This is a genomic window from Haematospirillum jordaniae, assembly GCF_001611975.1.
Classification (GTDB): Bacteria; Pseudomonadota; Alphaproteobacteria; order Rhodospirillales; family Rhodospirillaceae; genus Haematospirillum; species Haematospirillum jordaniae.
On sequence record NZ_CP014525.1, the window covers coordinates 1,881,925 to 1,907,761 of the forward strand.

At 52.2% G+C, this 25,837-nt stretch carries 19 protein-coding genes; 10 read left to right on the forward strand and 9 right to left on the reverse strand.

Features of this window, described 5'->3' with window-relative positions; translation table 11 throughout:
- Positions 1-5 precede the first annotated feature (5 nt).
- From AY555_RS08905 to AY555_RS08915, 3 genes are all read right to left on the reverse strand, one after another.
- A complete protein-coding gene (locus AY555_RS08905; protein WP_066135768.1) occupies positions 6-215 on the reverse strand; it encodes a heavy-metal-associated domain-containing protein in 210 nt (69 codons plus the stop codon).
- Positions 208-1,503, reverse strand: coding sequence for a divergent polysaccharide deacetylase family protein (locus tag AY555_RS08910; protein WP_066135770.1), 1,296 nt, complete (start codon positions 1,501-1,503; stop codon positions 208-210). The genes AY555_RS08905 and AY555_RS08910 overlap by 8 nt, the downstream gene beginning before the upstream one ends.
- Positions 1,504-1,596: 93 nt before the next feature.
- Entirely contained in the window at positions 1,597-3,828 is a 2,232-nt protein-coding gene (locus tag AY555_RS08915) for a heavy metal translocating P-type ATPase (protein ID WP_066135773.1), read from the reverse strand.
- Between the two features lie 202 nt (positions 3,829-4,030).
- Here AY555_RS08915 and AY555_RS08920 point away from each other — a divergent pair, with 202 nt between their 5' ends.
- From AY555_RS08920 to lexA, 4 genes are all read left to right on the forward strand, one after another.
- Positions 4,031-4,627: an anthranilate synthase component II gene (locus AY555_RS08920; RefSeq protein WP_066135776.1), complete on the forward strand. Its 597-nt coding sequence runs from the start codon at positions 4,031-4,033 to the stop codon at positions 4,625-4,627.
- Positions 4,628-4,630: 3 nt separating this feature from the next.
- A complete protein-coding gene (gene trpD / locus AY555_RS08925) occupies positions 4,631-5,680 on the forward strand; it encodes an anthranilate phosphoribosyltransferase (protein ID WP_066135778.1) in 1,050 nt (349 codons plus the stop codon).
- Positions 5,677-6,471, forward strand: a complete 795-nt coding sequence (trpC, locus tag AY555_RS08930; RefSeq protein ID WP_066135780.1) for an indole-3-glycerol phosphate synthase TrpC — start codon at positions 5,677-5,679, stop codon at positions 6,469-6,471. Before trpD ends, trpC begins: the two co-directional genes overlap by 4 nt.
- 125 nt (positions 6,472-6,596) lie before the next feature.
- Complete coding sequence (lexA, locus tag AY555_RS08935; protein ID WP_066135783.1) at positions 6,597-7,310, forward strand: transcriptional repressor LexA; 714 nt, start codon at positions 6,597-6,599, stop codon at positions 7,308-7,310.
- Between the two features lie 3 nt (positions 7,311-7,313).
- Here lexA and AY555_RS08940 read toward each other — a convergent pair whose 3' ends face one another.
- Positions 7,314-9,536 carry a ComEC/Rec2 family competence protein gene (locus tag AY555_RS08940; RefSeq protein WP_066135786.1) on the reverse strand — a complete coding sequence of 741 codons (2,223 nt, stop codon included), beginning with the start codon at positions 9,534-9,536 and terminating at the stop codon, positions 7,314-7,316.
- A 128-nt stretch (positions 9,537-9,664) separates the two neighbouring features.
- On the opposite strand from AY555_RS08940, the gene gltX reads away from it, so the two are divergent.
- The 3 genes from gltX to AY555_RS08955 all read left to right on the forward strand — a co-directional run bounded on the left by gltX (position 9,665) and on the right by AY555_RS08955 (position 13,278).
- On the forward strand, positions 9,665-11,080 hold the full coding sequence (gene gltX / locus AY555_RS08945) for a glutamate--tRNA ligase (protein WP_066135789.1): 1,416 nt from the start codon (positions 9,665-9,667) through the stop codon (positions 11,078-11,080).
- 75 nt (positions 11,081-11,155) lie between these two features.
- Complete coding sequence (gltA, locus tag AY555_RS08950) at positions 11,156-12,457, forward strand: citrate synthase (RefSeq protein ID WP_066135792.1); 1,302 nt, start codon at positions 11,156-11,158, stop codon at positions 12,455-12,457.
- Positions 12,458-12,561: 104 nt separating this feature from the next.
- Positions 12,562-13,278 carry a substrate-binding periplasmic protein gene (locus AY555_RS08955; protein WP_066135794.1) on the forward strand — a complete coding sequence of 239 codons (717 nt, stop codon included), beginning with the start codon at positions 12,562-12,564 and terminating at the stop codon, positions 13,276-13,278.
- A 46-nt stretch (positions 13,279-13,324) separates the two neighbouring features.
- Here AY555_RS08955 and AY555_RS08960 read toward each other — a convergent pair whose 3' ends face one another.
- A complete protein-coding gene (locus AY555_RS08960) occupies positions 13,325-14,905 on the reverse strand; it encodes a peptide chain release factor 3 (RefSeq protein WP_066135796.1) in 1,581 nt (526 codons plus the stop codon).
- A gap of 82 nt (positions 14,906-14,987) precedes the next feature.
- Between AY555_RS08960 and AY555_RS08965 the strand changes: the two genes are divergently transcribed.
- Together AY555_RS08965 and AY555_RS08970 are read left to right on the forward strand one after the other, a co-directional pair.
- Positions 14,988-15,689: an extensin-like domain-containing protein gene (locus AY555_RS08965; RefSeq protein ID WP_066135798.1), complete on the forward strand. Its 702-nt coding sequence runs from the start codon at positions 14,988-14,990 to the stop codon at positions 15,687-15,689.
- Positions 15,686-17,098: a D-alanyl-D-alanine carboxypeptidase gene (locus tag AY555_RS08970; protein ID WP_066135800.1), complete on the forward strand. Its 1,413-nt coding sequence runs from the start codon at positions 15,686-15,688 to the stop codon at positions 17,096-17,098. The genes AY555_RS08965 and AY555_RS08970 overlap by 4 nt, the downstream gene beginning before the upstream one ends.
- Here the strand turns inward: AY555_RS08970 and AY555_RS08975 are convergent.
- Together AY555_RS08975 and AY555_RS08980 are read right to left on the reverse strand one after the other, a co-directional pair.
- On the reverse strand, positions 17,095-18,807 hold the full coding sequence (locus AY555_RS08975) for an ABC transporter permease (protein ID WP_066135803.1): 1,713 nt from the start codon (positions 18,805-18,807) through the stop codon (positions 17,095-17,097). The two genes, AY555_RS08970 and AY555_RS08975, sit on opposite strands and share 4 nt — an antisense overlap.
- A complete protein-coding gene (locus AY555_RS08980) occupies positions 18,807-19,832 on the reverse strand; it encodes a Fe(3+) ABC transporter substrate-binding protein (protein ID WP_066135806.1) in 1,026 nt (341 codons plus the stop codon). The genes AY555_RS08975 and AY555_RS08980 overlap by 1 nt, the downstream gene beginning before the upstream one ends.
- Here AY555_RS08980 and cysS point away from each other — a divergent pair.
- On the forward strand, positions 19,825-21,633 hold the full coding sequence (gene cysS, locus AY555_RS08985) for a cysteine--tRNA ligase (protein WP_245176919.1): 1,809 nt from the start codon (positions 19,825-19,827) through the stop codon (positions 21,631-21,633). The two genes, AY555_RS08980 and cysS, sit on opposite strands and share 8 nt — an antisense overlap.
- On the opposite strand, the gene AY555_RS08990 is transcribed toward cysS, so the two are convergent.
- Complete coding sequence (locus AY555_RS08990; protein ID WP_082811971.1) at positions 21,628-23,373, reverse strand: putative bifunctional diguanylate cyclase/phosphodiesterase; 1,746 nt, start codon at positions 23,371-23,373, stop codon at positions 21,628-21,630. The genes cysS and AY555_RS08990 overlap by 6 nt on opposite strands.
- Before the next feature lie 152 nt (positions 23,374-23,525).
- Positions 23,526-25,826, reverse strand: coding sequence for an NADP-dependent malic enzyme (locus tag AY555_RS08995; RefSeq protein ID WP_066136846.1), 2,301 nt, complete (start codon positions 25,824-25,826; stop codon positions 23,526-23,528).
- Between the last annotated feature and the right edge of the window lie 11 nt (positions 25,827-25,837).

Here is a 25,837-nt window from a genome sequence, read left to right on the forward strand (position 1 = left end):
AATACCTAGTCTGCTCGAATATCAAACCCTGCCTGCTCTACAGCTTTCTGCACTGTGGAAAGCTGTAGAGTCTCTTGGGCCTCAAGAGTTACCTCTTGGCGCGACAAGTCAACGCGAGCCGAGGTCACGCCGGGGATGCCCATAACAGCTTTTTCTACGGTACGGGCACAGCCACTGCACGTCATACCGGAAATCTTTATTGTAAGCTCAGCCATTACCTGCCTTCTTCGGTTTGATGAGATCGGCAGCCGGAGTGCCGTAACGCATGTCAATCAGCTTTGATACAGGAACCAAGGCAATACCCTTGCTGGAAAGAGTTGGCAACCAGCGACGCAGGGCCGCTATGGTGGCATCGCGCGGGTGACCAATGGCTATGGCGTATCCACGCCTCTTGGCCAAATCCTCTGTCAGCGCCAATTGTCTCTCGACATAACCCGGCCTGTTCTCATGATCGAGAAAAATATCGCGATCAATCGTACGCACACCCGCCTCCTCTGCAACACGACCACCGACACTTTGTCCACTGGTGCGGGAATCAAGGAAGAACAGTCTTCTCTGCTTCAAGGCCGTCATCACAACCTTCAGACCGGCTTCATTCTCTGTAAATCTGCTTCCCTGATGATTATTGATACCAACATAGTTTTCCATACGGTCCAACATGTTGTGTACCCGGCCGGCAATCTCTTCTTTACCCATACGAACAAGCAATGCATCGGGACCGGGGGATACCTTTCCCTTCGGCTCCATCGGCATATGCATCATCAACTCATGCCCGGCAGCGGCAGCAGAACGGGCCTGACTCTTAAGGTCACGCGAAAACGTAAGAAAAGATGTCGTCAACGGTCCGGGTAAATCAATAACACGCCGACTTCGAACTTGGTCAACACCCATGTCGTCAATGACAATAGCAACAAAAACAGTGGAATGTGGTGATCTAGGATGTGAAGAGCCAGAAGGCAAAGACGCGGTTTTTACTTCAGGCTTCCGTGTTTGTGGTAACGCAGCCTTCTCCTTGGCAGAGTGAGGCACAGGCAACAACGGAGCAACCGCACTGTCTTCTGACGTATTTGACGGCGTTTCACGTGGGGCAGAACGCCACTGATCTGAGTACGCCTCTGGTTCCGCCAAGGGCGAAATGCCTTGCAAAGGAGCATCAGCACGTTCTGCAAACAACGGATCCCGGCCATGGGTTATATTATCTGCCATAACCCCAATGGGATCACTGCCTTGGGCAGCTAGAAATACAGGCGAAGCAGAACGGTAGATATGCCCAATCACCAAGCCAATAACAACAGCCAGAACCAGTATAAAAGCGACCATGCCACCAAATGTTGCGGGACGCTGAGAAATTTTGTCAAGAAAACGGAAGAAGGACAAAAACTCTCTCAAGCGGCCTGCCCCTTTTCTGGCACCACGCCTTTCCTTTCGCCCTCGTATGGTTTTTCTGGAAGACGAAACCTTGGAACGCGTTGGTCCGGTACGCGAAAGGCGCTGCTTTGGCAAAGTCCTGATCCTGTTTTGTCTTTACTCTATTATGAAAGGGGGCAGTATACGTGCCAAGGATTCAAGGTACCACCCCTGTTATATCCCGCTGTGTCATCTGCGGGATAAATCGGGAGGGTTCCAGCGCAAAAGCACTAGCGAGCCCAAGACAACACTGACACTGGAAAAAGCCATGGCCGCCCCAGCAATCACCGGATCAAGAAGACCCGCGACAGCCATTGGAACAGCCAGAATATTGTATATAAAAGCCCAAAAAAGATTTTGGCGTATTCTGCCCAGAATTGCTTCAGCAATTGCAAAAGCATACGGCAAAAGGGTAATATCCCCGCGCATTAAGACAATAGCCGATGATTCCACGGCAACATCAACACCCGAGCCCATTGCAATCGCAACATCGGCCATCGCAAGCGCAGGAGCATCATTGAGACCATCGCCAATCATGCCAACGCCATGCCCTGCCGCTTTGAGAGATGCAATAATGTCTGCTTTTTTCCGTGGGAGCGTCTCGGCATAAACGTTGGAAATCCCGACAGCCGCAGCAACAGAGCGGGCAGAACGCATGCTGTCGCCTGTCAACATCACAACATCCAAACCACGGGATTTCAGCCACTGAACAACCCCCGGCGCTTCAGGACGAATACGATCTGCCAAGGCGAAGACAGCTGCTACCGGACCATCATCCGCGGCTAGCCATACCAAGGTCTGCCCCTTGTCTCTCCGAAGATCGGCCCACTCCTGCCATGGCTCGCATTCCTTACCTTCCTGCTGCATACAGATTGATGATCCCAGTATCCAGCCGTGCCCGCCAATTTTTCCGCGTATACCCAAACCGGGCATTTCAATCCAGTCTGTAACAGTCGCGATCTCACACCCTTCCTCCTGTGCCTTTTCCACAAAAGCACGGGCAAGAGGATGAAGGCTCCCTTGCTGAAGGCTGGCAGCAACAGTCAGCATGACAGCAGGATCATCAGCAAGACAATCAACCACCACTGGTCGGCCTTCCGTCAAAGTTCCTGTCTTGTCCATAACAACGGTAGAGAGCGTGCGTATCTTCTCGAGCACTGCCGCATCACGCAGAAGAATACCATGGCTGGCAGCAACAGATGTACCAACAACAAGTGCCGTTGGTGTCGCAAGACCCAGTGCACAAGGACAGGCAACCACTAGTACCGAAATTGCCGCGATCATTCCCACCTCGAGATTCCCGGCAATCACCCACCACCCCGTAACGGTCATCAAGGCAAGGGCCATAATGCAAGGCACGAAGATCGCTGAAATCCTGTCCACCAAGGCTTGCACAGGTGGCTTTGAAGCCTGGGCTGTTTCAACAAGATGAATGATGCGATTCAGCACAGATTCTGCCCCAACGGCCTGTACGCGAATTCTCAGAACACCATTGATATTCAGGGAGCCCCCGACAACCGTATCACCAACACGTTTCGATACCGGCATACTCTCACCGGATAGAAGGGATTCATCCACATCACCCATTCCCTCCTCAAGACATCCATCAACCGGTATTCTCTCGCCCGGACGAACGCAGACAACCATACCCGGAATCACCTGTGCGGCGGGCAGCATGTAAAGCCCCTTGTCCGGTATATGGACGCATACCTCCTCTGGACGCAGCTTCATCAAGGACTGGAGTGCTGCACCGGCTGTATCCCGCGCCCTTCCCTCCAGCCACTTCCCAAGAAGCACCAAGGTAATAACCACCGCAGATCCCTCGAAGTACAAGTCTTGGTGATGTCCCTCAGCACCCCATATGGCCCTTTGGACGGACAGCCCCCACGCTGCGGACGTTCCAAGAGCCACAAGACTGTCCATGCTGGCATACCCCTTCTTCAGGGCAGACCAAGCCCCACGATAAAAACGGGCTCCTCCGGCTATCTGCACAACGGTCGCCAATACCGCCTGTATCAGTACAGGAACACGCCATGAAGAAGACAGCAGGTGCAAAACCATATCAGCGACAAGGGGAAGAGAAAGCAGTGCAACACCAACAAGAAGAACAATCTCACGGCGCTGCCTCTGTTTCTTGTCATGCTCGTAGGCCCGAAATCCTGCCGCCGTTTCAGGCGGGTCTCCTGGAATAAAACCGGCATCACGAACTGCTTGATGCAGCGCCTCCTGCCCACCGGCAAATGAAGAACTAATCCAGATATCAGCCCGCTCCAGAGGGAACGAGACAGTCGCATGCTCCACACCCTCCAGCTTGGACAAGACTTTCTCAAGACGTGATGCGCAGGCAACACAGGTCATCTCCTGTACGGAAAGACCTATATGACCGGCAGACGATGCAACCTGGGTGCGACGAGAATCCATAGACATCTCTCCGGGCACGATGTACCAAGAACGAGCGACGTGCAGTAGGCATGTCAGAAGCTATCCCTTCGTAATAACAGGCTGGGATACGGGTCAACAGAAATGAAATGCACAACCACATTGTGTGCTTGTATCTTGGTTAGCATGGTGTAACAAAAAAATGCCCATAGACGTGCAGTCCCAATCCCCGGAACAGACAGTCATGCCATTGGTTTTGATCGATAACTACGACAGCTTTACCTGGAACCTCTGGCATTATCTGGCAGAGCTGGGAGTGGAAGCAAAAGTTGTGCGCAACGATGCTGTAACAGCCAAGGATGTCATGGCGTGGCAACCAAGAGGGATTGTTCTGTCACCCGGACCATGTGACCCTGACAAGGCCGGCATTTGCCTAGAGCTGATTGAAAAGGCTGCCGGACAGGTTCCGATCATGGGGGTATGCCTAGGGCATCAGGCCATAGGCCAAGTTTTTGGAGGGCGTGTTATCCGCGCACCAGAGCCAATGCATGGCAAGATTTCTCCTGTCCACCATACCGGGCAAGGGCTTTTTTCAGGCCTACCCAATCCCTTTCGGGCTACGCGCTACCACTCTCTTTTGGTCGCTCGCGATTCCCTGCCGGACTGCCTTGAAATCACGGCACAGACTAAAGACGGTTTGATTATGGGACTGTCGCACCGCGACATGCCAATCCATGGCGTTCAGTTCCATCCGGAAAGCATCGCCAGCGAACATGGCCATGATATATTCCGTAATTTTCTGAATATAGCCGGCTATACTTGCAATGAAAGGGCCGCCTGAACCATGAGCGGAGGACTGGGAAAATTTCTGCCGCGCTTGGCTGATGGCGAAGTTCTGTCTTCAGAAGAGGCTGCCGAGGCTTTTGATGTCATCATGTCAGGACGGGCCACGCCTGCCCAGATCGGTGCCTTCCTGATGGCCATGCGTCTGAGAGGCGAGACCGTTGATGAAATAACAGCAGCGGCTAGGACAATGCGCTCTCATGCCGTGCGGATACAGGCTCCACCCGGGGCCATCGACATTGTCGGAACCGGTGGTGATGGAAGCGGAACCTACAATATATCTACCGCTGCTGCCCTTGTTGTCGCTGCGGTAGGAGTTCCTGTTGCCAAGCATGGAAATCGCGCTGCGTCGTCGCGCTCGGGATCTGCGGATGTTCTATGCGCACTTGGCCTGAATCTGGACGCCGATTTCACAGTTGTCGAAAAGGCCATGCACACGATTGGAATTGGTTTCATGATGGCCCCTCGCCACCATTCGGCCATGCAGCATGTTGCCCCCGCACGCCGGGAAATTGGGGTAAGGACGATTTTCAATCTCCTTGGACCGCTGACCAATCCTGCCAGTGCTGATTATCAGCTGATGGGTGTTTTCGACCGCAAATGGCTTGAACCGGTTGCCCACTGTTTGGGAAAGCTGGGGCTCAAGCGGGCAACAGTCGTATGTGGTCACGACGGACTGGACGAAGTAACAACGACAGGTCCAACCTATGCCGCCGAACTAAGAGATGGCGATGTCCGATGCTTTGAAATTGTTCCGGAAGATGCAGGCCTGCCTCGGGCAACTTTAGCTGAGCTGAAAGGGGGAGCACCCGAGCATAACGCGGAAATGATCCGCAAAATACTGGGAGGTGAGCCGGGGCCATTCCGTAATATTGTGGTTTTGAATGCCGCAGCAGCGCTTGTGACAGCCGAAAGGGTCAATACCTTACGTGAAGGAGCAGAACTGGCTTGCCGTGCAATCGATAACGGCAAGGCATCCAGCATACTGGCTTCACTGGTGCGCCTCTATGGATCGCATCACTCCGTCAGCATACGTGAGGTTAACGTATGAGTGACGTGCTCGAACGCATCTGCGCGCAAACCCGTTTGGATCTGGAGCAAAGGAAGAAGACGTTTTCCCTGCGTGACTTGGAAGACAAGGCTACAGCAGCTGACCCAGCCCGTGGATTTGCCAAAGCTTTGGACCAACATGTGGAGCAGGGACGTTATGGTCTGATTTGTGAAATCAAGAAAGCATCACCGTCCGGTGGATTGATACGCCCCGACTTTGATCCATCTGCACTCGCCAAAGCCTATGAAAAAGGTGGGGCATCATGTCTCTCTGTTCTGACAGATGTTCCCTTCTTCCAAGGATCGGATGCCTATCTGGTTGCGGCCCGCGCAGCTTGTTCCCTGCCCGTCCTGCGCAAGGACTTTATGCTTGATCCATGGCAGATTGTTGAATCCCGTGCCTTGGGGGCCGACTGTGTCTTGTTGATTGTTGCAGCACTGGATAAAGCCTTGCTAGCAGATATGGAGGCACTGGCCCTGTCACTGGGAATGGATGCCCTGATTGAAGTCCATGATGAATATGAAATGGAATGCGCTTTGCGTCATACGCGATCAGGATTGATCGGTGTCAACAACCGTAACCTGCGAACCCTCGAAACTAATCTGGAAACAACCGAGGCATTGGCTGCCATGGTTGGTAAAGATCGCGCCCTTGTCTCAGAGAGTGGACTGAAGCAAAAAGCAGATCTCGACAGAATAGCAAAGTCAGGAGCCAGACGCTTTCTTGTTGGTGAAAGCTTGATGCGCCAAGACGATGTTGAGGCTGCTACACTAAGGCTTGCTGTCGCATGACGCCGTAAAACACCTTCTCGCATCCAGCCTGTTGGCGTTGACCTGACGAAAGAACTAAAGTAGAACATATCATCGTTCTTCTGATCTCTTGGCTGGCGCCTATAGCGCTGGGTGGGGTGGGGTTCATGCTTACAAAAAAACAGCACCAACTTCTCTGCTTTATTAATCTCAAGCTACGTGAGAATGGGGTATCTCCATCTTTTGACGAAATGAAGGATGCCTTGGGACTACAGTCAAAGTCTGGTATTCATCGCTTGATTACGGGATTGGAAGAGCGAGGCTTTATCAGGCGCCTACCCCACCGCGCCAGGGCACTCGAAGTCATACGTATGCCCGAAAAATTATCAGTGCAGACAGGAATAAAAGGACGACCTGACGAAACAGTGCGGACAATAAGTCATGTTCGCAGCAATTTCGGACAACCCCTGTCAGGAATTCCCATCCCCGGTAACAGCGAGGCCGTACAACTCCCCCTCTATGGCAAGATTGCTGCCGGAACGCCAATCGAAGCGCTATGTGACCAAACAAGCCTGGTGGAAGTTCCTGCATCCATTCTGTCGGGAGGAGATCACTATGCCCTTACCGTAGAGGGCGATTCCATGATAGAGGCCGGTATTCTTGATGGCGATACCGTGATCATACGGCGCTGCGAGAAAGCCGAAAACGGCACTATTGTTGTTGCGCTGGTGGATAATGAAGAAGCAACTCTCAAACGCCTGCGCCACAAGGGCAATGCAATCGCGCTCGAGCCCGCTAATCGTACTTATGAAACGCGTATATTCGGCCCGGATCGGGTTACAGTACAGGGACAGCTGGTTGGACTGCTGAGAAGTTATTAGATATCAGAAGACATCCACTCTTGGCATGGAACCTTCCGTTTCATCTTCCTTAGCTTGTGACAGGGGGCGTTGCGAATGGCTCCACAACCTTTGCCCCTGATCGTCGACGATCGTACGAACCTGTATTCCAGTATCATCAAAATAAAAAACATGCGTCCCTTTCCGCTCAAGATCCCAGCCATCGATAAAGCGATTTGCTTTACATCTGCTTCGCAAGGGAGATTTTGATGAAACTTTCAAGGGTGTGACAATAACGTCAACTTGGCTACAGTCTTCAAGAATCGCTTCTTCACGATAGGCAAGCGCAAGACGATACCCACCATGATAATACAAGCAACCATACGGGTCACAACGCCAGGGCCCTTCACCTATACTCCAGCGATCCCATCTTTCCGAACTTTGCCCCCACCTTTCCAACCATGTGGAACGGGTAAAACGACCGGAACGTCCGGGTAAAAGGATCAATCCTTCCCCGTCACTTACAGCAATCACCTTCGCGTCTCCGCTGATAACAAGCTGGGGAATATCACGCCATATCCAAGGTGACACGAGCGAAATCAGCAGAACAGGTACTCCCCACCAACGCCATGCACCTTGCCAGACGCAAAGCCAAAAACCTGACAAAGTTGCTGCAACCAAGGCAGCCGAGGTCATAGGGGGTGTATGAAGGCTCGCATGCGGGAGAGCCGAAATAAGAATAGCAAGCTCCCGGACAAGAGCCACACCCCATGCCAATGGCATCAAGGCCAATGCTTCCATGTCAAACGGCATCAGAACCAAGGCCAGAACCAACCAAGGCATGATCCAGATCGCTGTTACAGGCACAGCGACTAGGTTGGCCAAAAGGCCATAAAGAGGAAGACGGTGAAAATGATAAATAGCGTATGGAGCCGTTGCAACCGTTGCTAAAAGCGTGGAAGAAACAATACCAAACACATAGACAGCGCCTGATCGCCATGCCGCCGACACCGGACCACCTGACTGGGCGCGCCAGTCTGTCAGACGTGGTTGCAGAATCATATAACCCGATATCAAGGCCAGAACGGCAGCAAAAGACATCTGGAAACTGGGCCCAAGAATACTTTCAGGCCGAAAAAGCAGGATCAACAAGGCCGCAACCGCGAGAACGCGGAATGAGAGGGCCTTGCGATCAAGGACAATGGCACACAACACAACCCCGCTCATAATCCAAGAACGTACAGCTGGTATGCCACTTCCGGAGATCAAGAGGTAAACAGTTGTTGCCAACAAAGCCAGAACCGCAGCCAATTTCTTGATATCCCACCGCAACGCCACGGCGGGTACCATAGCCAGCCCCCCACGCACGACAACAAAGACAATTCCGGCATAAATTCCTATATTCAAACCAGAAATAGCCAAAAGGTGTGACAGTCCGGCATCGCGATAGGCATCAATTGTGGCAGAAGAAATAGCCTGCCGCTCTCCGGTCACCAAAGCTGCAGCAACAGCCCCCCCATCTCCTGGAATCCCCGCCCTCAGCCGCTGGCCAATGCGTTGGCGCATTGCCTCGGTAAAAGCCCAGACAGAATCAGACTGATCCTCACCGATAAACTCTGGAGTACTGACACCGTAACCAACAGCTCCGATCTTCTCGAACCAAGCTATACGCTGAAAGTCATAACTACCCGGGGCAGACGGCGGCGATGGCGGCAGAAGACCCGCCCGTAAACGTATTCTTTGGCCTGGCAATGCGTGAAAGCCCCTGCGCATGACCAAGCGCACGCGATTCGGCGTGTGTTCGGGCTTAAATCCCGTAATAATAACATCTTCAAGAAGAATACGGGATCCGACCGGTAATGGCTCGATCCTGACAATGGCCCCCTCAAGAATGACAGGAGGAACCTCTCGCATCAGAACAGGGGCGGATACGCTCACCGCAGACTGCTGCGCACACGTAAAACCAGCCAGAAAAGCCAAGCTGGCAATAGCGCACCCCATCCAGAAACCACGCCGCACATAAACAGACCATGCCAAGACACATACACTGACAAAAGCGATAAAGGCCAACGCACTAATAATGTAGATGGATGGTTCTATACTTAAAGAAAAGTAAGCCCCTGCCCCACCAGCAAGAAGGGCAACCCCCCACGGCAAGCCCCAATCCTGTTCCGCCACCATTTTCCAACGAATTTGATCAAAAACATGTGATATGCGAAGGAAAAGACGAAGGAACACCGTGGCTGACAGCCACGTCCGGGCGTACATGTTTATGATCTCCCTGCTGCAAGTGCGCAAAGAATATGCTACGAAGGGCTGCTGCTTGCAAATAGCCTCTGAGGCAGGGCAGTATAGGATCCTTTTTTTGGCATCGGCCCCAAACCTAGGCTTTGTCTATGAATGTTGTTACACGATTTGCACCGTCGCCTACGGGCTTTCTTCATATTGGCGGTGCCAGAACAGCCTTGTTCAACTGGCTGTACGCCAGACATAACGGCGGAAAATTTCTTGTCCGGATCGAAGACACTGACCGCGCTCGCTCAACCCAAGATGCCGTTGACGCCATCTTTGACGGCTTGAGCTGGCTGGGGCTGAACTGGGATGAGGAGCCTGTCTTCCAGTTTTCCAAAGCGCAGAGACATGCTGAAGTTGCTCGTACGCTCGTGGAACAGGGCAAGGCGTATTACTGCTACTGCTCTCCGGAAGAGCTTTCAGCCATGCGGGACGAGCAGAAAGCGGCCGGTCTGCCTATGCGTTACGATGGTCGCTGGCGTGACCGCCCTGCAACAGATGCACCAGCCGGCATCAAACCCGTTGTCCGCCTGAAGGCACCCCAGAACGGTGAGACGGTTTTGTCTGATCTGGTTCAAGGGGAAGTGCGTGTTGCCAATGCACAACTGGACGATATGGTCCTGCTGCGCGCAGACGGCACACCAACCTACATGCTGTCTGTGGTGGTCGATGACCACGATATGGGCATAACCCATGTCATCCGTGGTGATGATCATCTGACAAACACATTCCGACAAATCCAGCTTTATCATGCATGCGGCTGGGACTTGCCGGTCTTCTCGCATATCCCCCTGATCCACGGACCAGATGGCGCAAAACTGTCCAAACGTCATGGCGCCTTGGGGGCAGAGGCCTACCGTGACATGGGCTTTTTACCCGAAGCCATGCGCAACTACCTGCTGCGTCTTGGCTGGGGCCGTGGCGATGAAGAAATTATTTCAACACAACAGGCCATTGAGTGGTTCGATATTGCCGATGTAGGTCGTGCACCATCCCGCTTTGACATGGCCAAGCTGACCAACCTCAATGGCGTCTACCTCCGCCAGGCTGATGATGCCCGCCTGTGCGACCTGATTATTCCGCTCCTTGAGAAAGAGACACGCCAATCCTTGGACAATAAGGCCAAGGACCTTCTGCTCCGAGCCATGGACAGCCTGAAGCAAAGGGCGAAAACGGTCAACGAGCTGGCACAATCCGCCCGGTTCTATGTGCAGCCCCGGCCGCTGGCACTTGAGGAAAAAGCAGCACGACAACTGGATGACAATGGAGCCCGACAGGTTCTGGAAGATTTGATCGTTCGCCTTGACAGCGCAGAGCCTTTCTCGAGAGATGCCTTGGAGGAGCTTGCGCGTGTTTATTCAGAAGAGAAACTGTTGAAACTGGGAAAGGTCGCCCAACCGTTACGGGCTGCACTCTCTGGCTCAACCGTATCGCCACCCATCTTTGAGGTTATGGAGCTTTTAGGAAAACAGGAAAGCCTAGCTCGCCTGCGTGATGCGCTCAACCGTGCCATTGCTTGATGTTCACTGCTGCCCGTAGGTTGCTCTTCAAGAAAGAGACCTTGTACCAACGCATTTCCAGAGGGGTTTACCAACATGTCGAAAACCAAGAAGACAGTCACGGTCACAGACAACCGGAACGGAAAGTCCTGGGAATACCCCGTCATGGACGGCAGCATTGGCCCTGGCGTCGTGGATATCCGCAAGTTCTATGCCGACACAGGCATGTTCACATATGATCCGGGTTTCACGTCAACAGGGTCCTGCGCATCAGGGATTACCTATATTGATGGCGATGAAGGCATTCTGCGTCATCGTGGATATGCCATAGAGGACCTGGCCCAGCACTGCACGTTCCTAGAAGTTGCTTATCTTCTTCTGAGGGGTGAGCTGCCCAACCCGAAAGAACTGAAAGAGTTCGAGGGCACGATCACCTATCACACCATGATCCATGAGCAGGTGACACGCTTCTACCAAGGCTTCCGCCGGGATGCCCATCCGATGGCCATCATATGCGGGGTCGTTGGCGCTCTGTCTGCTTTCTACCATGATTCACTGGATATCAGCGATCCACACCATCGCATGATATCCCAGCACCGCATGATTGCCAAAATGCCGACCATAGCGGCATGGGCTTACAAGTACTCTATAGGACAGCCTTTCATCTATCCCAAGAATGAGCTGAGCTATGCCGAGAATTTCCTGCGGATGATGTTTGCCACTCCGTGCGAGGAGTACAAGATCAGTCCAACGCTGGCAAAAGCCATGGATCGCATCTTGATCCTGCACGCTGACCATGAGCAAAATGCTTCGACATCGACAGTTCGCCTGACAGGGTCATCCGGCGCAAATCCCTTTGCTTGCGTTGCAGCGGGTATTGCCTCCCTGTGGGGACCGGCACATGGCGGTGCCAATGAAGCCGTTCTCAAGATGCTGGCCGAAATCGGTACAGTGAAACGGATTCCGGAGTGCATCAAACGCGCCAAGAGCAAGGATGATCCATTCCGCTTAATGGGCTTTGGACATCGTGTTTACAAAAACTACGATCCCCGCGCCAAGATCATGGCACAGACGTGCAAGGAAGTGCTGGACGAGCTGGGCATGAAAAATGAGCCACTTCTCCAGATTGCGATGGAGCTGGAGCGCATTGCCTTGGAAGATGACTATTTTGTCCAGAAAAAGCTCTATCCCAACGTAGACTTCTATTCCGGAATTATCTTCAGGGCTATGGGCATACCTGTAAGCATGTTCACATGTATCTTTGCGCTGGCCCGGACAACCGGGTGGATATCGCAGTGGAATGAAATGATTGGCGATCCAGACCAGAAGATTGGCCGCCCACGCCAGCTGTTCACAGGACACGCCCAACGTAAGTTTGTGCCACTGAAGAAACGCTGATCTCTCAGGAGGAAGTGACCGGCACATACGGTCGCTTCCTCTTCTTCTGGATCAGATCAAAAAATCTATGCTTGCAAGGATCATGTATTCATCGAGAGGTCGTGATGCTGAAATCCCTGTATGGCGCGGCTGTCTCTTTGGTTCTCATCCTTAATGTCGGTGGGGTAAAAGCCCAGACTTTCATCTTCAATACAGAAGAATGGTACCCCTACAGCTATAGCAGCCGCGGCACGTTCGTAGGAACTGCGACACAGATTGTCCGGCTTATGGCCGAGAATGCAGGAATCGCATACACAATTGCCGTCCATCCACGGGCCCGGTCCTATAGCATGACGATGAGCAAGAGCTTTAACTGCTCTTTTCCCGTTCCTCTCTCTGATGAATACAGCAAGAAGCTGAAGTGGATTGCTCCTATAGAAATGAACCGCTGGGTTGTTTACAAGAAAAAAGACAGCACGCTGGCCCTACAAAACTTGGGGGATCTAAAGGGAAGAACCATCGGTGGCTATGTAGGAGGTAGTGTCAGCGCTTACGTCAAAAGCCTTGGGCTAAAGGTTAATTATGAAACTGTTGATGACGCGAACCCAAGAAAACTTGAGGAGGGGAGCATCGACGTCTGGGCAACAACAGAATTTTCTGCCCTGACCTTGGCCCGAAAAGCAGGCGTTGAAATCGAAGAAGCCTTTGAGATCGAGAAGAATATCATGGGCATTGCATGCAACAATAATATTGACGATATGACAATAGACAGTCTGCAACAGGCCCTCAATGCACTCAACAACTCCGGAGAGGCCGACGCAATCCGTCGGTCAAAATTTTAGAATACGCCGGGAGCCATACTAAGATCTCCGGCGTATTCCTTTCCAGCTACCCCTTTGTTTTCAGAAAACGGACGTCAGGATGGTCTTCTGCCGTACGATCCAGATGCCACGCATTGCGGGCAAGGAAAACAGGCTGGTCCTCATGATCATCCGCTATTGAAGCTTGGTTGGCATCAATCATTTTTTTCAAGGCTACAGGATCTGTGCTCTCAACCCAGCGAGCTGTAAACAAAGACGTTGGTTCAAAAATGACCGGTACCTCATATTCTGTACGAATACGATCCGCCATCACTTCAAACTGCAAGGCCCCGACCACGCCAACAATCCAGTCCGCACCGAAGCGAGGCTTGAAGACACGAGCGGCTCCCTCTTCAGCCAGCTGAAGCAAGGCCTTGCCCAAGTGTTTTGCACGCAAGGGATCGCGCGGACGGACTTTCTGCAAAAGCTCAGGAGCAAAGCGGGGAATACCGGTGAAATGCAGCTCCTCTCCCTCTGTCAGGGCATCACCGATAGCCAGATTGCCGTGATTGGGAACGCCAATGATATCGCCGGGGAACGCTTCCTCAGCCAATCCGCGATCCTGCGCCAGAAACATGACCGGATTATGCATGGTCATGATCTTGCCGGAACGCACGTGCTTGAGCTTCATCCCTCTCTTGAAGTGACCAGACGCCAGCCTGACAAAGGCTATGCGATCCCGGTGCCTTGGGTCCATATTAGCCTGCACCTTGAAGACAACGCCCGTGACATGCGGCTCTGTCGGCATGATCGGGCGCTCAACACAAGGCTGGGGCCGAGGGGGGGGAGCTTGACCCGCCAAGCCGTCCAGAAGCTCCCGAACACCAAAATTATTGACTGCTGATCCAAAAAAGACCGGCGTCATATGCCCTTCACGATATGCTTGGATATCAAATGGCTTGCAAAGAGCACGAGCCATTTCAACATCATGCCGCAAAGCCTCTACGGCCAAGGCTGGCAGTTGCCGATCCAGCTCGGGGTCATCCAGACCGGTACAGGGCGCCCCAAGCCCAGGCATTCCTCCCTTTGAACGCTCCATCAGAATTAACTGATCCTTCCAGAGGTCATAACACCCCAGAAAGGCCTTTCCCATTCCGATCGGCCATGAGGCAGGCGTTACATCCAGTGCCAAACTCTGCTCTATTTCATCAAGCAGGTGGAAAGGATCTTGCCCTTCCCTATCCAACTTGTTGATGAACGTCATAATCGGGACATCACGCAGACGGCAAACCTCGAACAACTTGCGGGTTTGCTCTTCTATCCCCTTTGCGGCGTCGATCACCATGACGGCGCTGTCAACGGCTGTCAGGACGCGGTACGTATCCTCGGAAAAGTCCTCGTGACCCGGCGTATCCAGAAGATTGAATGTACAGTCTGCGTAGTCAAAGGTCATGACTGAAGACGCCACCGAAATGCCCCTTTCCCGTTCGACCTTCATCCAGTCAGAATGGGCACGTCTCTGCTCTCCCCTTGCCTTGACAGCACCGGCCATCTGAATCGCACCTCCAAACAGGAGCAGCTTTTCAGTCAGTGTTGTTTTTCCAGCATCGGGGTGCGAAATAATAGCAAACGTGCGCCGCCGGGATACGGCATGAGAAAGATTGGACATGGAATACGATCGCCTAGGCAACAGAGCAGAAGCGGGAAGCGGTAGACCTAACCGATGCAGGCAATCCATGCAAGAGCCATGGATGCAAGGCCGATCTGCAGGCGTGCTCTCACACATAAAAGAACAGCTACAGGATTGTAGTGCCCACGTAACACAATCTGGAATACTTTGCCGCCTTGTTGGCGCTATATCGCTCGTACTTGTCCTTTCTGCCTGCAGCAGTGATACAAACAGCCACATTATTCCCCGGGAACGTGGCTCTGCCTGCCTTGTTTCTTTATCCTATCACGCATCAGCGTTTGATACTGCGGCAAAGAAACCCGGCATGAAAACAGGCTGCTCCGTTGAAACACCCGTCTCCCTGTCCGGGACTCAGGTTCCCCTGTCCAGACCCGCGCTGATGGACTGTACGTTAGCCTTGCGCTTTTCAGCCTTTGAGGCTGCTTCCATCCAACCCTTGGCACGAGAGATCTTTCATCAGGAGGTGCAGGTCTACCACCACTATGGTGCCTATGCCTGCAGGGGTCGCAGCTCGAACCGCAAACGGCTGTCTGAGCATAGCTATGGCAAGGCACTGGACATCGGCGTTTTTGAACTCAGGGATGGCACCCGGATCTCTGTTGCCAAGGACTGGAACAATGCGGGAAAAAAGACTGAATTTCTCAGGAAACTGTCCCAATCAGCCTGTAAGTGGTTCAGTGTGGTCCTGACACCAAACTCTGATAGGGATCACCACGACCACCTCCACCTTGACATTGGACCATGGAAAAAATGCGGCACATGACTTGGACCCGCTTCTTGAGCATAAGCACCCTGATCTGGCTTCTTGCCGGAACCTCGCTGGCTGCTTCAAGCAATACCGATGCATACGTGGAAGGTGGTGATATCTCCGAGAAAGCAGAACCGTCCTTGGTCACGAAAGCAGAGGAAATTAGAAAGAGGCTGCGAACAGGTTATGTACTGATTGATATCAAAACAGGGGCAGTACTGGATGCAGAACAAGCGCGGGAAACCTTCATACCAGCCTCCGTAGCCAAGATCCCTTCTCTCATCGCCCTGACAAGCCTGACTGATGTAACAAAAAGACCCAAGACCCGTATTATTGCAACGGGTCCTGTGAATAAGGGCGTTGTACGTGGGAACTTGGTCCTTGTCGGCAGCGGAGATCCGATGTTTGACACACCTGCTGCGGAAAGAATCGTTAGTGATTTGAAAAAGAAAGGGATTAAAAGTATAAGTGGTAGCTTCCTCTTTTATGATGGCGCCCTTCCTCATCATCATGCCATCAATGCCAAGCAGCCTGCCGATGCACCCTACAATCCTGGAATTTCAGGATTATCTATCAATTTCAATCGCTATAAGGTAGCTTGGAGAAATGGTCAGGCAGAGGGAACAGAGATTCCTCTCCGCCCTCTTCCCGTCAGTTCACAACTGCTTGAATCAGCGGATACAGACAGAAGCCGCGAATGGTTGCCAGTCAATAACCCTGGCCCCTTTGCCGCCGCTGTCTTTCGTGCTGTGGCTGAAAAGAACGGCATCAAAATGTCAGCCCCCGAGCGCATTGACTCCATTCCGAATGGGACAGAATTAGCATCCTATCTAGGAGATAGCCTGCACACAGCAATCAGCCGCGCTTTTCACTACTCCAATAATATGGCTTTTGAAATGATGTCGCTCTCCGTAACCGGTGAAAGCACTTTGGAGAAATCTGCAAGCGTACTGCTGTCAAAGGTTAGGGATGTCATGCCTCACGTCTCATGGACAAACGCAGAACTTCCCAATGCGTCCGGTCTGTCGTCCGAGGCCCGCATGTCGCCGGGACAATGCGCTGCAATGGTTCGTTACATGGCAACGACACGCGTTAACGGCAAGCTGCTGTCAACTTTGCTTCCCAGCCTGAAACTAATCCCCTTTGGGAAGCCCGATGAGTTGCCGGAAAGCTCATCACCCCTGCACGCAAAAACTGGAACCATTTACTATGGCCGTGCCTTGGCGGGAACAATCCGGGCTGACAGCGGAAGGCAGCTTGCTTGGTGCATCATGAGCGATGATCAAAAGGAAAGATCTTTGTACGACGGCATGTCAATGACAGAGCAACGAACAGAGCCGGTCCGGAATAATGTGCAAGCATGGCTGATGGCCGCCAAACGAACAGAGGCAGAGCTTGTTCTGACATGGAAGTCAAAGTACTAGACTGCATCTTTTCTGCGCCGAGTACTTGATATGGACAGGCTAAGAATAATCACAGGCACGATACCGGTAAGAACGATAGCTAGGGAAGCTAACGCGGCCTGTTCCAGCATTTCTTCGCTAGCAAACTGGTAAACGTGCGTTGCCAAGGTTTCAAAATTGAAAGGACGAAGGAGCAAGGTTGCCGGCAGTTCCTTCATGCAATCAACAAATACCAGAAGAACCGCTGTCAAAAGGCTGCCCCTTAGCATAGGGACATGAACAGACCAAAGAACACGGCGCGGTGAATAACCAAGCGTTCGGGCCGCCATTCCCAGAGAAGGCCGGATACGACCAAAGCCTGCCTGCACCGTGCCAAGAGAAAGCGCCAGAAAGCGAATCACATATGCCACAACGAGACCAATAAAAGACCCAGACAGGATCTGCCCCATAGAAATACCAAATGTTCCGGAAACCCACTCCTGCAAGGCTGTATTGAAATAACCAACCGGCACCAGAATGCCAACGCCCAGAACCGCCCCTGGAATGGCATACCCCAAAGATGCTGCCTGTACGAAGAAAGAAGCCAGCTTCCGTCCCCGACGGATAGTGCCTGCATATCCCATGAACAAAGCAAGGAGAGTTGCCACTGCCGCAGCAACAGACGACACCAGCAAGCTGTTCAAAGCATAATCAACAAATTGAGGAGTACAGCTTTCTTCAAAGCGCTTGACCGCAAAAAAAAGAAGCTGAAGGGCTGGTATAATAAAACCAAGAACAACAGGCAGCGCACATATCAGAAGTGCCATCCACCGCCGTATACCCGATAAGGAGAACCGAACTAAAGACATACGGCGAGTTGACAGATCATGATAACGACGACCACGCCGTCCATATCTCTCTAGGACAATCAGGGACACCACAAAGAATAGAAGAACGAGGGAAACCTGAGCACCGCCACCCAGATTACCCATAAGAAGCCAGACATTAAAAATTCCTGCCGTTAATGTTCTGACCGCAAAAAAATCGACGGTTCCAAAATCATTCAGCGTCTCCATCAGGGCCAAAGCCAATCCAACGACCAGAGAGGGACGCGCCATCGGCAAGGCTATACGAAAGAAACTTTGCCACGGGGTGCATCCCAAGGTCCGGGATGCCTCCATCACCGCAACGGACTGATCAAGAAAAGCCGAACGTGCCAGAAGATAAACATACGGATAAAGGACCAATGTCATCATCAAGACAGCCCCACCCAAGGAGCGAACATCTGGGAAATAGTAATCCCGGGCAGACTGCCAACCAAACAGGGCCCGAAGAGCTATCTGCACAGGCCCTGCATATTCCAGAAGATCGGTATAGACATAGGCAAGAACAAAAGCCGGAACAGCCAATGGCAAAAGCAACGCCCACTCAAGCACGGCACGACCGGGAAAACGGCACATTGTAACAAGCCATGCCGTTGATGTACCAATCAGAAACGTCCCGGTTCCAACACCAATCATCAGCAAAAGCGTATTGCGAATATAACCGAACAGAACAGTATCAAAAAGATGCGGCCATATGTTCTCAACCGGGAAAAAGGCAAGATACATAACGGACACAACGGGCAACAAGACAATGCAGGCCACGGCAAAACTGCCAATAAGCCAATAGTTTGGAACAAAAAAGGCCCGGATGGACGCAGTCCACCCGGCTCCCTTGGTCGCGTCAGGCACAACAGGATACGCGCGCATTATGCCCCGGCGTTGAAGTCAACTTCATTAATCAGCTTCAACGCATCGGTGCGATAACCCGCGACTTCAGCCAAGCGGACTATATCGGCCTTGAAGTCACCCCATGCACGAACGGTTGCAGACCATTCCACACCGGGCTTGACGGGATACTCGTTGTTAATCTCGGCATACATTCTTTGTGCCTCGTCTGATGACAAGAATTCCATAAGCTGAATGGCATTCTCGCGGTTCGGGGCGGATTTGGTCAGGACCATACCCGACACATTCACATGCGTCCCGTTCCCTTTCTGGTCCGGAAAAACAATCCGCACAGCTTCTGCCCAAGCTCGTTGTTCAGGGTCCTTCATCATCGCAGCCATGTAATAGGTATTACCTATGGCAATATCACAAACGCCCTCTTTTACAGCCTTGACTTGGGAGCGATCATTACCTTGAGGCTTACGCGCAAGATTGGCCTTCAGGCCATTCAACCAGTTGCGTGTTGCATCAATCCCCTTATGAGCAATCATGGCTGCCGTAAGAGCAACATGATAGTCACTGTCGCCGGGACGCGTGCAAATGCGCCCTTTCCACTTGGGATCGGCCAGTTCGGCATAAGAAGAAATTTCACCAGGCTGAACACGGTCTTTGGAAACATACAAAACCCTTGCACGGGATGTCAGGGCCCACCAAGCTCCATCAGGAGCGTGATACTGTTCCGGGATGTTATCTTTCAGTGTATCCGTCAGAACAGGCTGCGCCACACCGGCCACGACCAAGTCATTCAACCGCCCGATATCAACGGTCAATACCAGATCAGCGGGACTTCCCGGCCCCTCCGCCTTCAAGCGTTCTTCTATACTTTTCTTGTCAAAGACTGTATTGACCCGAATGCCGGTCTTGTCAGTAAATGCCTTAAGCATGGGCTCGATCAGGAAAGGCTGACGAGCCGAATAGACATTCACTTCCCCAGCCAGTGATGAACAGGAAAACAGAAGAATCGCTGCAAACGAAACAGCACTAGGCAAAGAGCGGGCAGTGAACATTACGGTACTCCCGTCCATAAAAGATAGGCACAGCTGCCCTGAAAAGATACCGGCGCAATTCACACAGAACGGTACGCCCAGCCATCAAGGCAATGAAAATAGTTCGCAGTGTCATCTAACAGATACGGCGTTAAATGGCAAGCCAGAAGAACAAAAAGCCACGTTATCGGCTATTCCGGATCTTGGCGAATGCGTACTGGCGTGGCATGGTGCATGCTTTGATACAGCCATGCATATGATTGATTGCCCCATGATCTCGAAGACATTGCATCTCTTTAATTCCCTTGGACGTGAACTGCGCGAATTCACGCCGATTGACCCCGATCATGTGCGTGTCTACTCCTGCGGGCCAACTGTTTACAACTATGCTCATATTGGCAACCTCAGGGCTTATGTCTTTGTTGATGTCCTGCGCCGTACCTTGGCGTGGAAGGGCTATGACGTAACGCATGTCATCAATATCACTGATGTTGGCCACCTGACGTCCGATGCCGATGAGGGCGATGACAAGATGGAGGCCGCCGCAACCCGGGACCAAAAGTCTGTATGGGACATTGCGGCACACTATACCCTTGCCTTCAAAAACGATTTGCAACGCCTTAATATCCTGCCCCCGTCCCTGTGGTCGAAAGCGACAGACCATATCCAGGAAATGATTGCTTTCGCCAAGGTTCTGGAACGGAATGGCACAACATACATGCTGGAAGATGGCCTGTATTTTGATTCATCAAAAGTTCCGGAATATGGGCGTTTGGGATTGCTCAATATAGAGGGACAGGAAGCCGGAAAGCGTGTCGCTTATGGTGGCAAAAAGAACCTTTCAGACTTCGCTGTCTGGAGAAAAAGCCCCACCAACGTAAAACGATTGATGGAATGGCAGTCTCCGTGGGGAACAGGCGCGCCCGGGTGGCATCTGGAATGCTCTGTCATGGCGGCAAAGTATCTGGGAAAGACATTTGATATTCATACGGGCGGCATTGACCACCGCAGCGTTCATCACTGCAATGAAATTGCCCAGAACCAAGGCTACAGCCAATGTAGTCATCCGGGCGCGAACTGGTGGATGCACAATGAGTTTCTTGTTCTGCGCGCAGAAAGCGGGGACGAGAAGATGTCAAAGTCAAGTGGCAACTTCTTGACACTTCAGAGCCTTGTTGACCGTGGCATTCATCCGCTTGTTTACAGGCTGTTTCTGCTGGGCGCGTCGTATCGCTCGAGTATTGAGTTTTCGTGGGAGGCTCTTGCCGGAACCCGTGCACACCTGCGCCGGATGTTGCTACGGATAGCACGGATCAAAGAAAACGCGGATAATGAAACCCTGCAACTGGCCAAGGCTGTTACGCATGATGCGCACTTCCAGAGCGGGGGGCCGTTCACGTTCCTGATCGAACGACTAATGAATGAGGCTACAGAAGAGGAACGTAATTATATCCTTGCTGTAGACCAAGCACTCTCCAATGACCTCCACACCCCGGAAGTTCTGGTTATAATGGGAAAAATCCTGGACGATCCAGACCTGACCCCACAGGCAGTCATTCGCCTAGTTGCGCTGGTGGATCTTGTTCTTGGAACAAAGCTTCTGGATACCGACCCGGATGCGCTCTCCGTACGCCCACTGTCCGCATCCATAAGCGAAGAGGCAATTATACAAAAAATCGCCGAACGTACCGAAGCCCGTGCACTAAGAGACTTTTCGCGTGCAGACCAAATAAGAGGGGAACTTCTGGCTGCCGGCGTCGAGATTAAGGACACCACAGAAAGAACCGATTGGGAGTGGAGGGTTACGCCTCACGAATCATGAGGCAGCAAACTTTTGTGTAGGCTTTACATTCACCCAATCTGTGAATGCTGAGCCCGGCATTGGCTTGGCAAACAGGTAGCCTTGGCCGATCTCACAATCAATATCTCGTAGAAAGTTGGCGTGAAATTCGCTTTCAATCCCTTCGGCAACTGCCTTGAGGCCAAGGCCGTGCGCCATCTTGACGATCGTGCGCGTCATGGCCTGATCATCCGTATTCTGGTCCAGATAGCGCACAAAAGATTGGTCCACTTTCAAGGTAGTCAACGGAAGCTGGCGTAGATAAGACAAGGAAGAATAACCCGTACCAAAATCATCTAGGGCAATGGAAATTCCAAGCTCACGGATAGCATCAAGAACATTCTTCGCCTGTTCCAGATCATGAAGAAGGGCAGATTCTGTAATCTCAACTTCCAAACCGACAGGATCAAGCCCTGTTTCACCAAGAAAGCGTTCGACAAGACCTGGAAGATCAATGCCAGAAAACTGACGGCCGGACACGTTAACCGCAACGACGATATCATAACCCTTCTTACGCCAAGCCGTGCAATCAATCATGGCCTGCCTCAGAACCCATTCACCTACCGGAACAATTGCACCTGTTTCTTCCGCAACAGGGATAAACTGCCCCGGAGATACAAACCCCATTTCGGGATGAATCCAGCGGACCAATGCCTCCATCCCGATGGCAACACCGTCACTGAGTCTAAGCTTTGGCTGATAGTAGAGTTGTAACTGATTACGTTCGACAGCTCTTCTCAGCTCACGCTCAATGCCATGACGTTTTGCCGCTTCTTCTTCCAAGGCAACGCTGAATGGATAGTGGTCAACACCGTGCCGACGACCCGTAATCATTGCAAGCCCTGCACGTTGGACCAAACGGTCAGCCTCAACACCATCATCAGGGTAGGCACACGTGCCGATGCGGGCATCCAGAACAACCTCTACCCCATCGTAGACAAGGGGTTGAGAGAAATACTCCAGAACCTTGCGAACACAAATATCAATGTCACCACCAGGAACATACACAAAGAAATCAGAACCACCCCAGTACCCCATCAGTGAATCTTTTGGCATGCGATCGCGCAACTCTTCTGCGCAGGATCGCAACACCATTTCCCCAACAGCAGGCCCCATGACATCGCTGACATTGCCCAGACGTTCAATGGCAACCAGCATGACAAGACCCTTACCCTTACCTTCCATTCGGGCGACATCACGCCGTATGGATGCACGATTCGGAAGACCGGTAATCAGATCATGGCTGGCCATATGAGCCAGCTCCTGCGTTCTCTCGCTTACGACCTCTTCCAGAAGAGAGGCATGTTCACGGCGCTCGTTATAAACCAGCTTGGTTTCCAGCGTATTTCGAATGCGATGTAGAACCTCGGCCTGATCAAATGGCTTGGATAGAAAGTCCTTTGCCCCACCAGACAATGCCTTAATCCGTGTTTCCTCGTCAGTTTGCGCCGTTAAAACAATAATGGGCAGGTACTCTTTTATTTCGCTGGTAATTCGCGCCATAACTTGGTGCCCATCCATGAAGGGCATGCGAATATCGAGAAGAACCAGATCCGGTGGTGCTTTCAAGATTGCATCAAGAGCGGCAACTGGATCTGTAAACCCCTCGACAGCCTCATATCCATCTGCCTCCAGCATTGCCTGAAGCAGAAGAACATTCGCCGGCGTATCGTCAACAACGACGATCCGTGCAGACCGGAGCACCTGGTCACTAGCCTTCATGCACACAACCCCCCTAAAAGGGACGAGACGCTACCGGCAGAACTGACTGGTGACACAGCCAGGCAACAACACCCCGCAGATATGGCGACAAGCCCGAGCGCTATATTGTGCTATGCGCTGTCTCTCGCTGTCCATAAAAGCCCTTTTAGAGCTTACTCCTGTTTCTTGGCGGCAAAAATCTGAGCATCAACAACCGAAAGAGCCGTCATATTTAACAGACCGCGCACTGTAACTGATGGCGTTACGATATGTGCAGGATGCCCAAGTCCCAACAAGACTGGCCCTAAAGGCAACCCATCCCCCAACACTTTGATCATATTAAAGGAAATGTTGGCCGCATCAACAGAAGGTGCAATCAGCAGGTTTGCCTGCCCATTCAGGCGACTACCCGGAAATATACGTTCACGTATGCTTTCAGATAGAGCAGAATCCGCGTGCATTTCTCCCTCTATTTCCAAATCAGGGGCTGCTTGGTTAACAAGTTCCAAGGCCTTACGCATTTTCAGGGCTGAAGGGCTGTTGGACGTCCCGAAATTCGAATGTGACAACAAAGCCACTTTCGGCTCGATACCAAAGCGGCGAACCTCATCCGCAGCCATCAAGGTAATGGCGCAGAGTTCCTCCGCTGTCGGATCATGATTAACGTTGGTATCCGCAATGAAGAAAGTACCTTTCTCCAGAATAACCGCATTCATGGATGCGCAGACAGCAACGCCTTCACGCAACCCCAGAACATCGCGCAAATTTGTCAAATGCTCGACATAACGCCCTGCCGTCCCGCAGATCATGGCGTCAGCTTCGTTACGTCGCACCATCATGGCCGCAAAAATGGTGGAGTTTGAACGAACCAACATACGGGCGTGCTCAGGCGAAACACCTTTCCGACGCATCAATCTCCAATACGCATCTGAAAAGTTGTGATAGCGGGGATCCCTTATAATTTCGATAATTTCGATATCCTTGTCCGGGCGCATCCGCAAACCCAGATTGGCGATCTGATCTAAAATGGCTGAACGACGACCGATTAACAGAGGGCGCGCAACACGCTCATCCAGAGCGGCTTGAGCTGCACGAAGAACGCGATCATCCTCACCTTCTGCATAAACAACACGGCGACATTCCTGCCGGGCCCGATCCATAACCGGGCGCATTGTCTGGCCAGAACGAAAAACATACTGCCCAAGATCCTGCCGATACCGCTCCAGATCAGCAATGGGGCGGGTTGCAATGCCTGTCTCCATGGCCGCCCGTGCAACTGCCGGGGCGATAACCTGTATCAGGCGGGGATCAAACGGCTTTGGAAGAATGTATTCAGCCCCGAAACCCAGCTTCTCCCCAACATAGGCGCTGGCCACGACATCATGCGTTTCAGAGCGTGCCAGTTCTGCAATGGCTTCCACACAGGCAATTTGCATGGGCATGTTGACATCTGTTGCCCCAACATCCAGCGCCCCTCTGAAAATAAAAGGAAAGCACAAAACATTATTGACCTGGTTGGGATAATCAGACCGTCCCGTAGCGATAATGGCATCATCCCTTACCGCTTTCACCTCATCGGGCATGATCTCGGGTGTGGGATTGGCCAGCGCCATAACAATTGGCCGGGGCGCCATTCCTGCAACCATATCCTTGGCAAGGACGCCAGGACCGGAAAGCCCAAGGAATACATCAGCCCCTTCCATCGCCTGACCTAACGTGGTCGAACGTGGCAAATCAGACCGAGCATAGACCGATTTGTGAGGATTCATATCCTCCACACGATCCGCATACACCAGACCAAACTTGTCGAACAGCGTGACATTCTCGCGCTTTAACCCCATACCAACCAGAAGATTGAGACAGGCCAGACCAGCAGCACCGCCGCCAGTCGATACCAGCTTTATGTCTTCAATCTTTTTTCCGACCAAGTGCAAGCCATTGTGAACGGCAGCACCAACTACAATCGCTGTACCATGCTGATCGTCATGAAAAACGGGAATCCCCATCATGCCGCGCAACCGGGTCTCAACCTCAAAGCATTCAGGGGCCTTGATATCTTCCAGATTAACAGCACCAAAGGTCGGTTCCAATGCGGCAATAATGCGCACCATATCGTCGGCTGTCTCAGCGTTGATCTCTATGTCAAACGCATCGATACCCGCAAATTTCTTGAAAAGGGCTGCCTTGCCCTCCATCACCGGCTTGGCAGCCAAGGGGCCGATTGCCCCTAAGCCCAAAACAGCGGTGCCATTGGTCACGACAGCAACCATATTGCCCCGTGATGTCACATCATAGGCAGCAGCAGGATTATCCACGATTGCCCGACACGCCGCAGCAACCCCCGGCGAATAGGCCAAGGCCAAATCACGCTGGGTTGCCATTGGCTTGGTCGCAACAACGGCAATCTTTCCTGGTCGCGGCGAGCGGTGATAGTAAAGGGCGAGATCGTCAAGGTTTTCATTCGGAGTTTTCATCACAGCCCGAA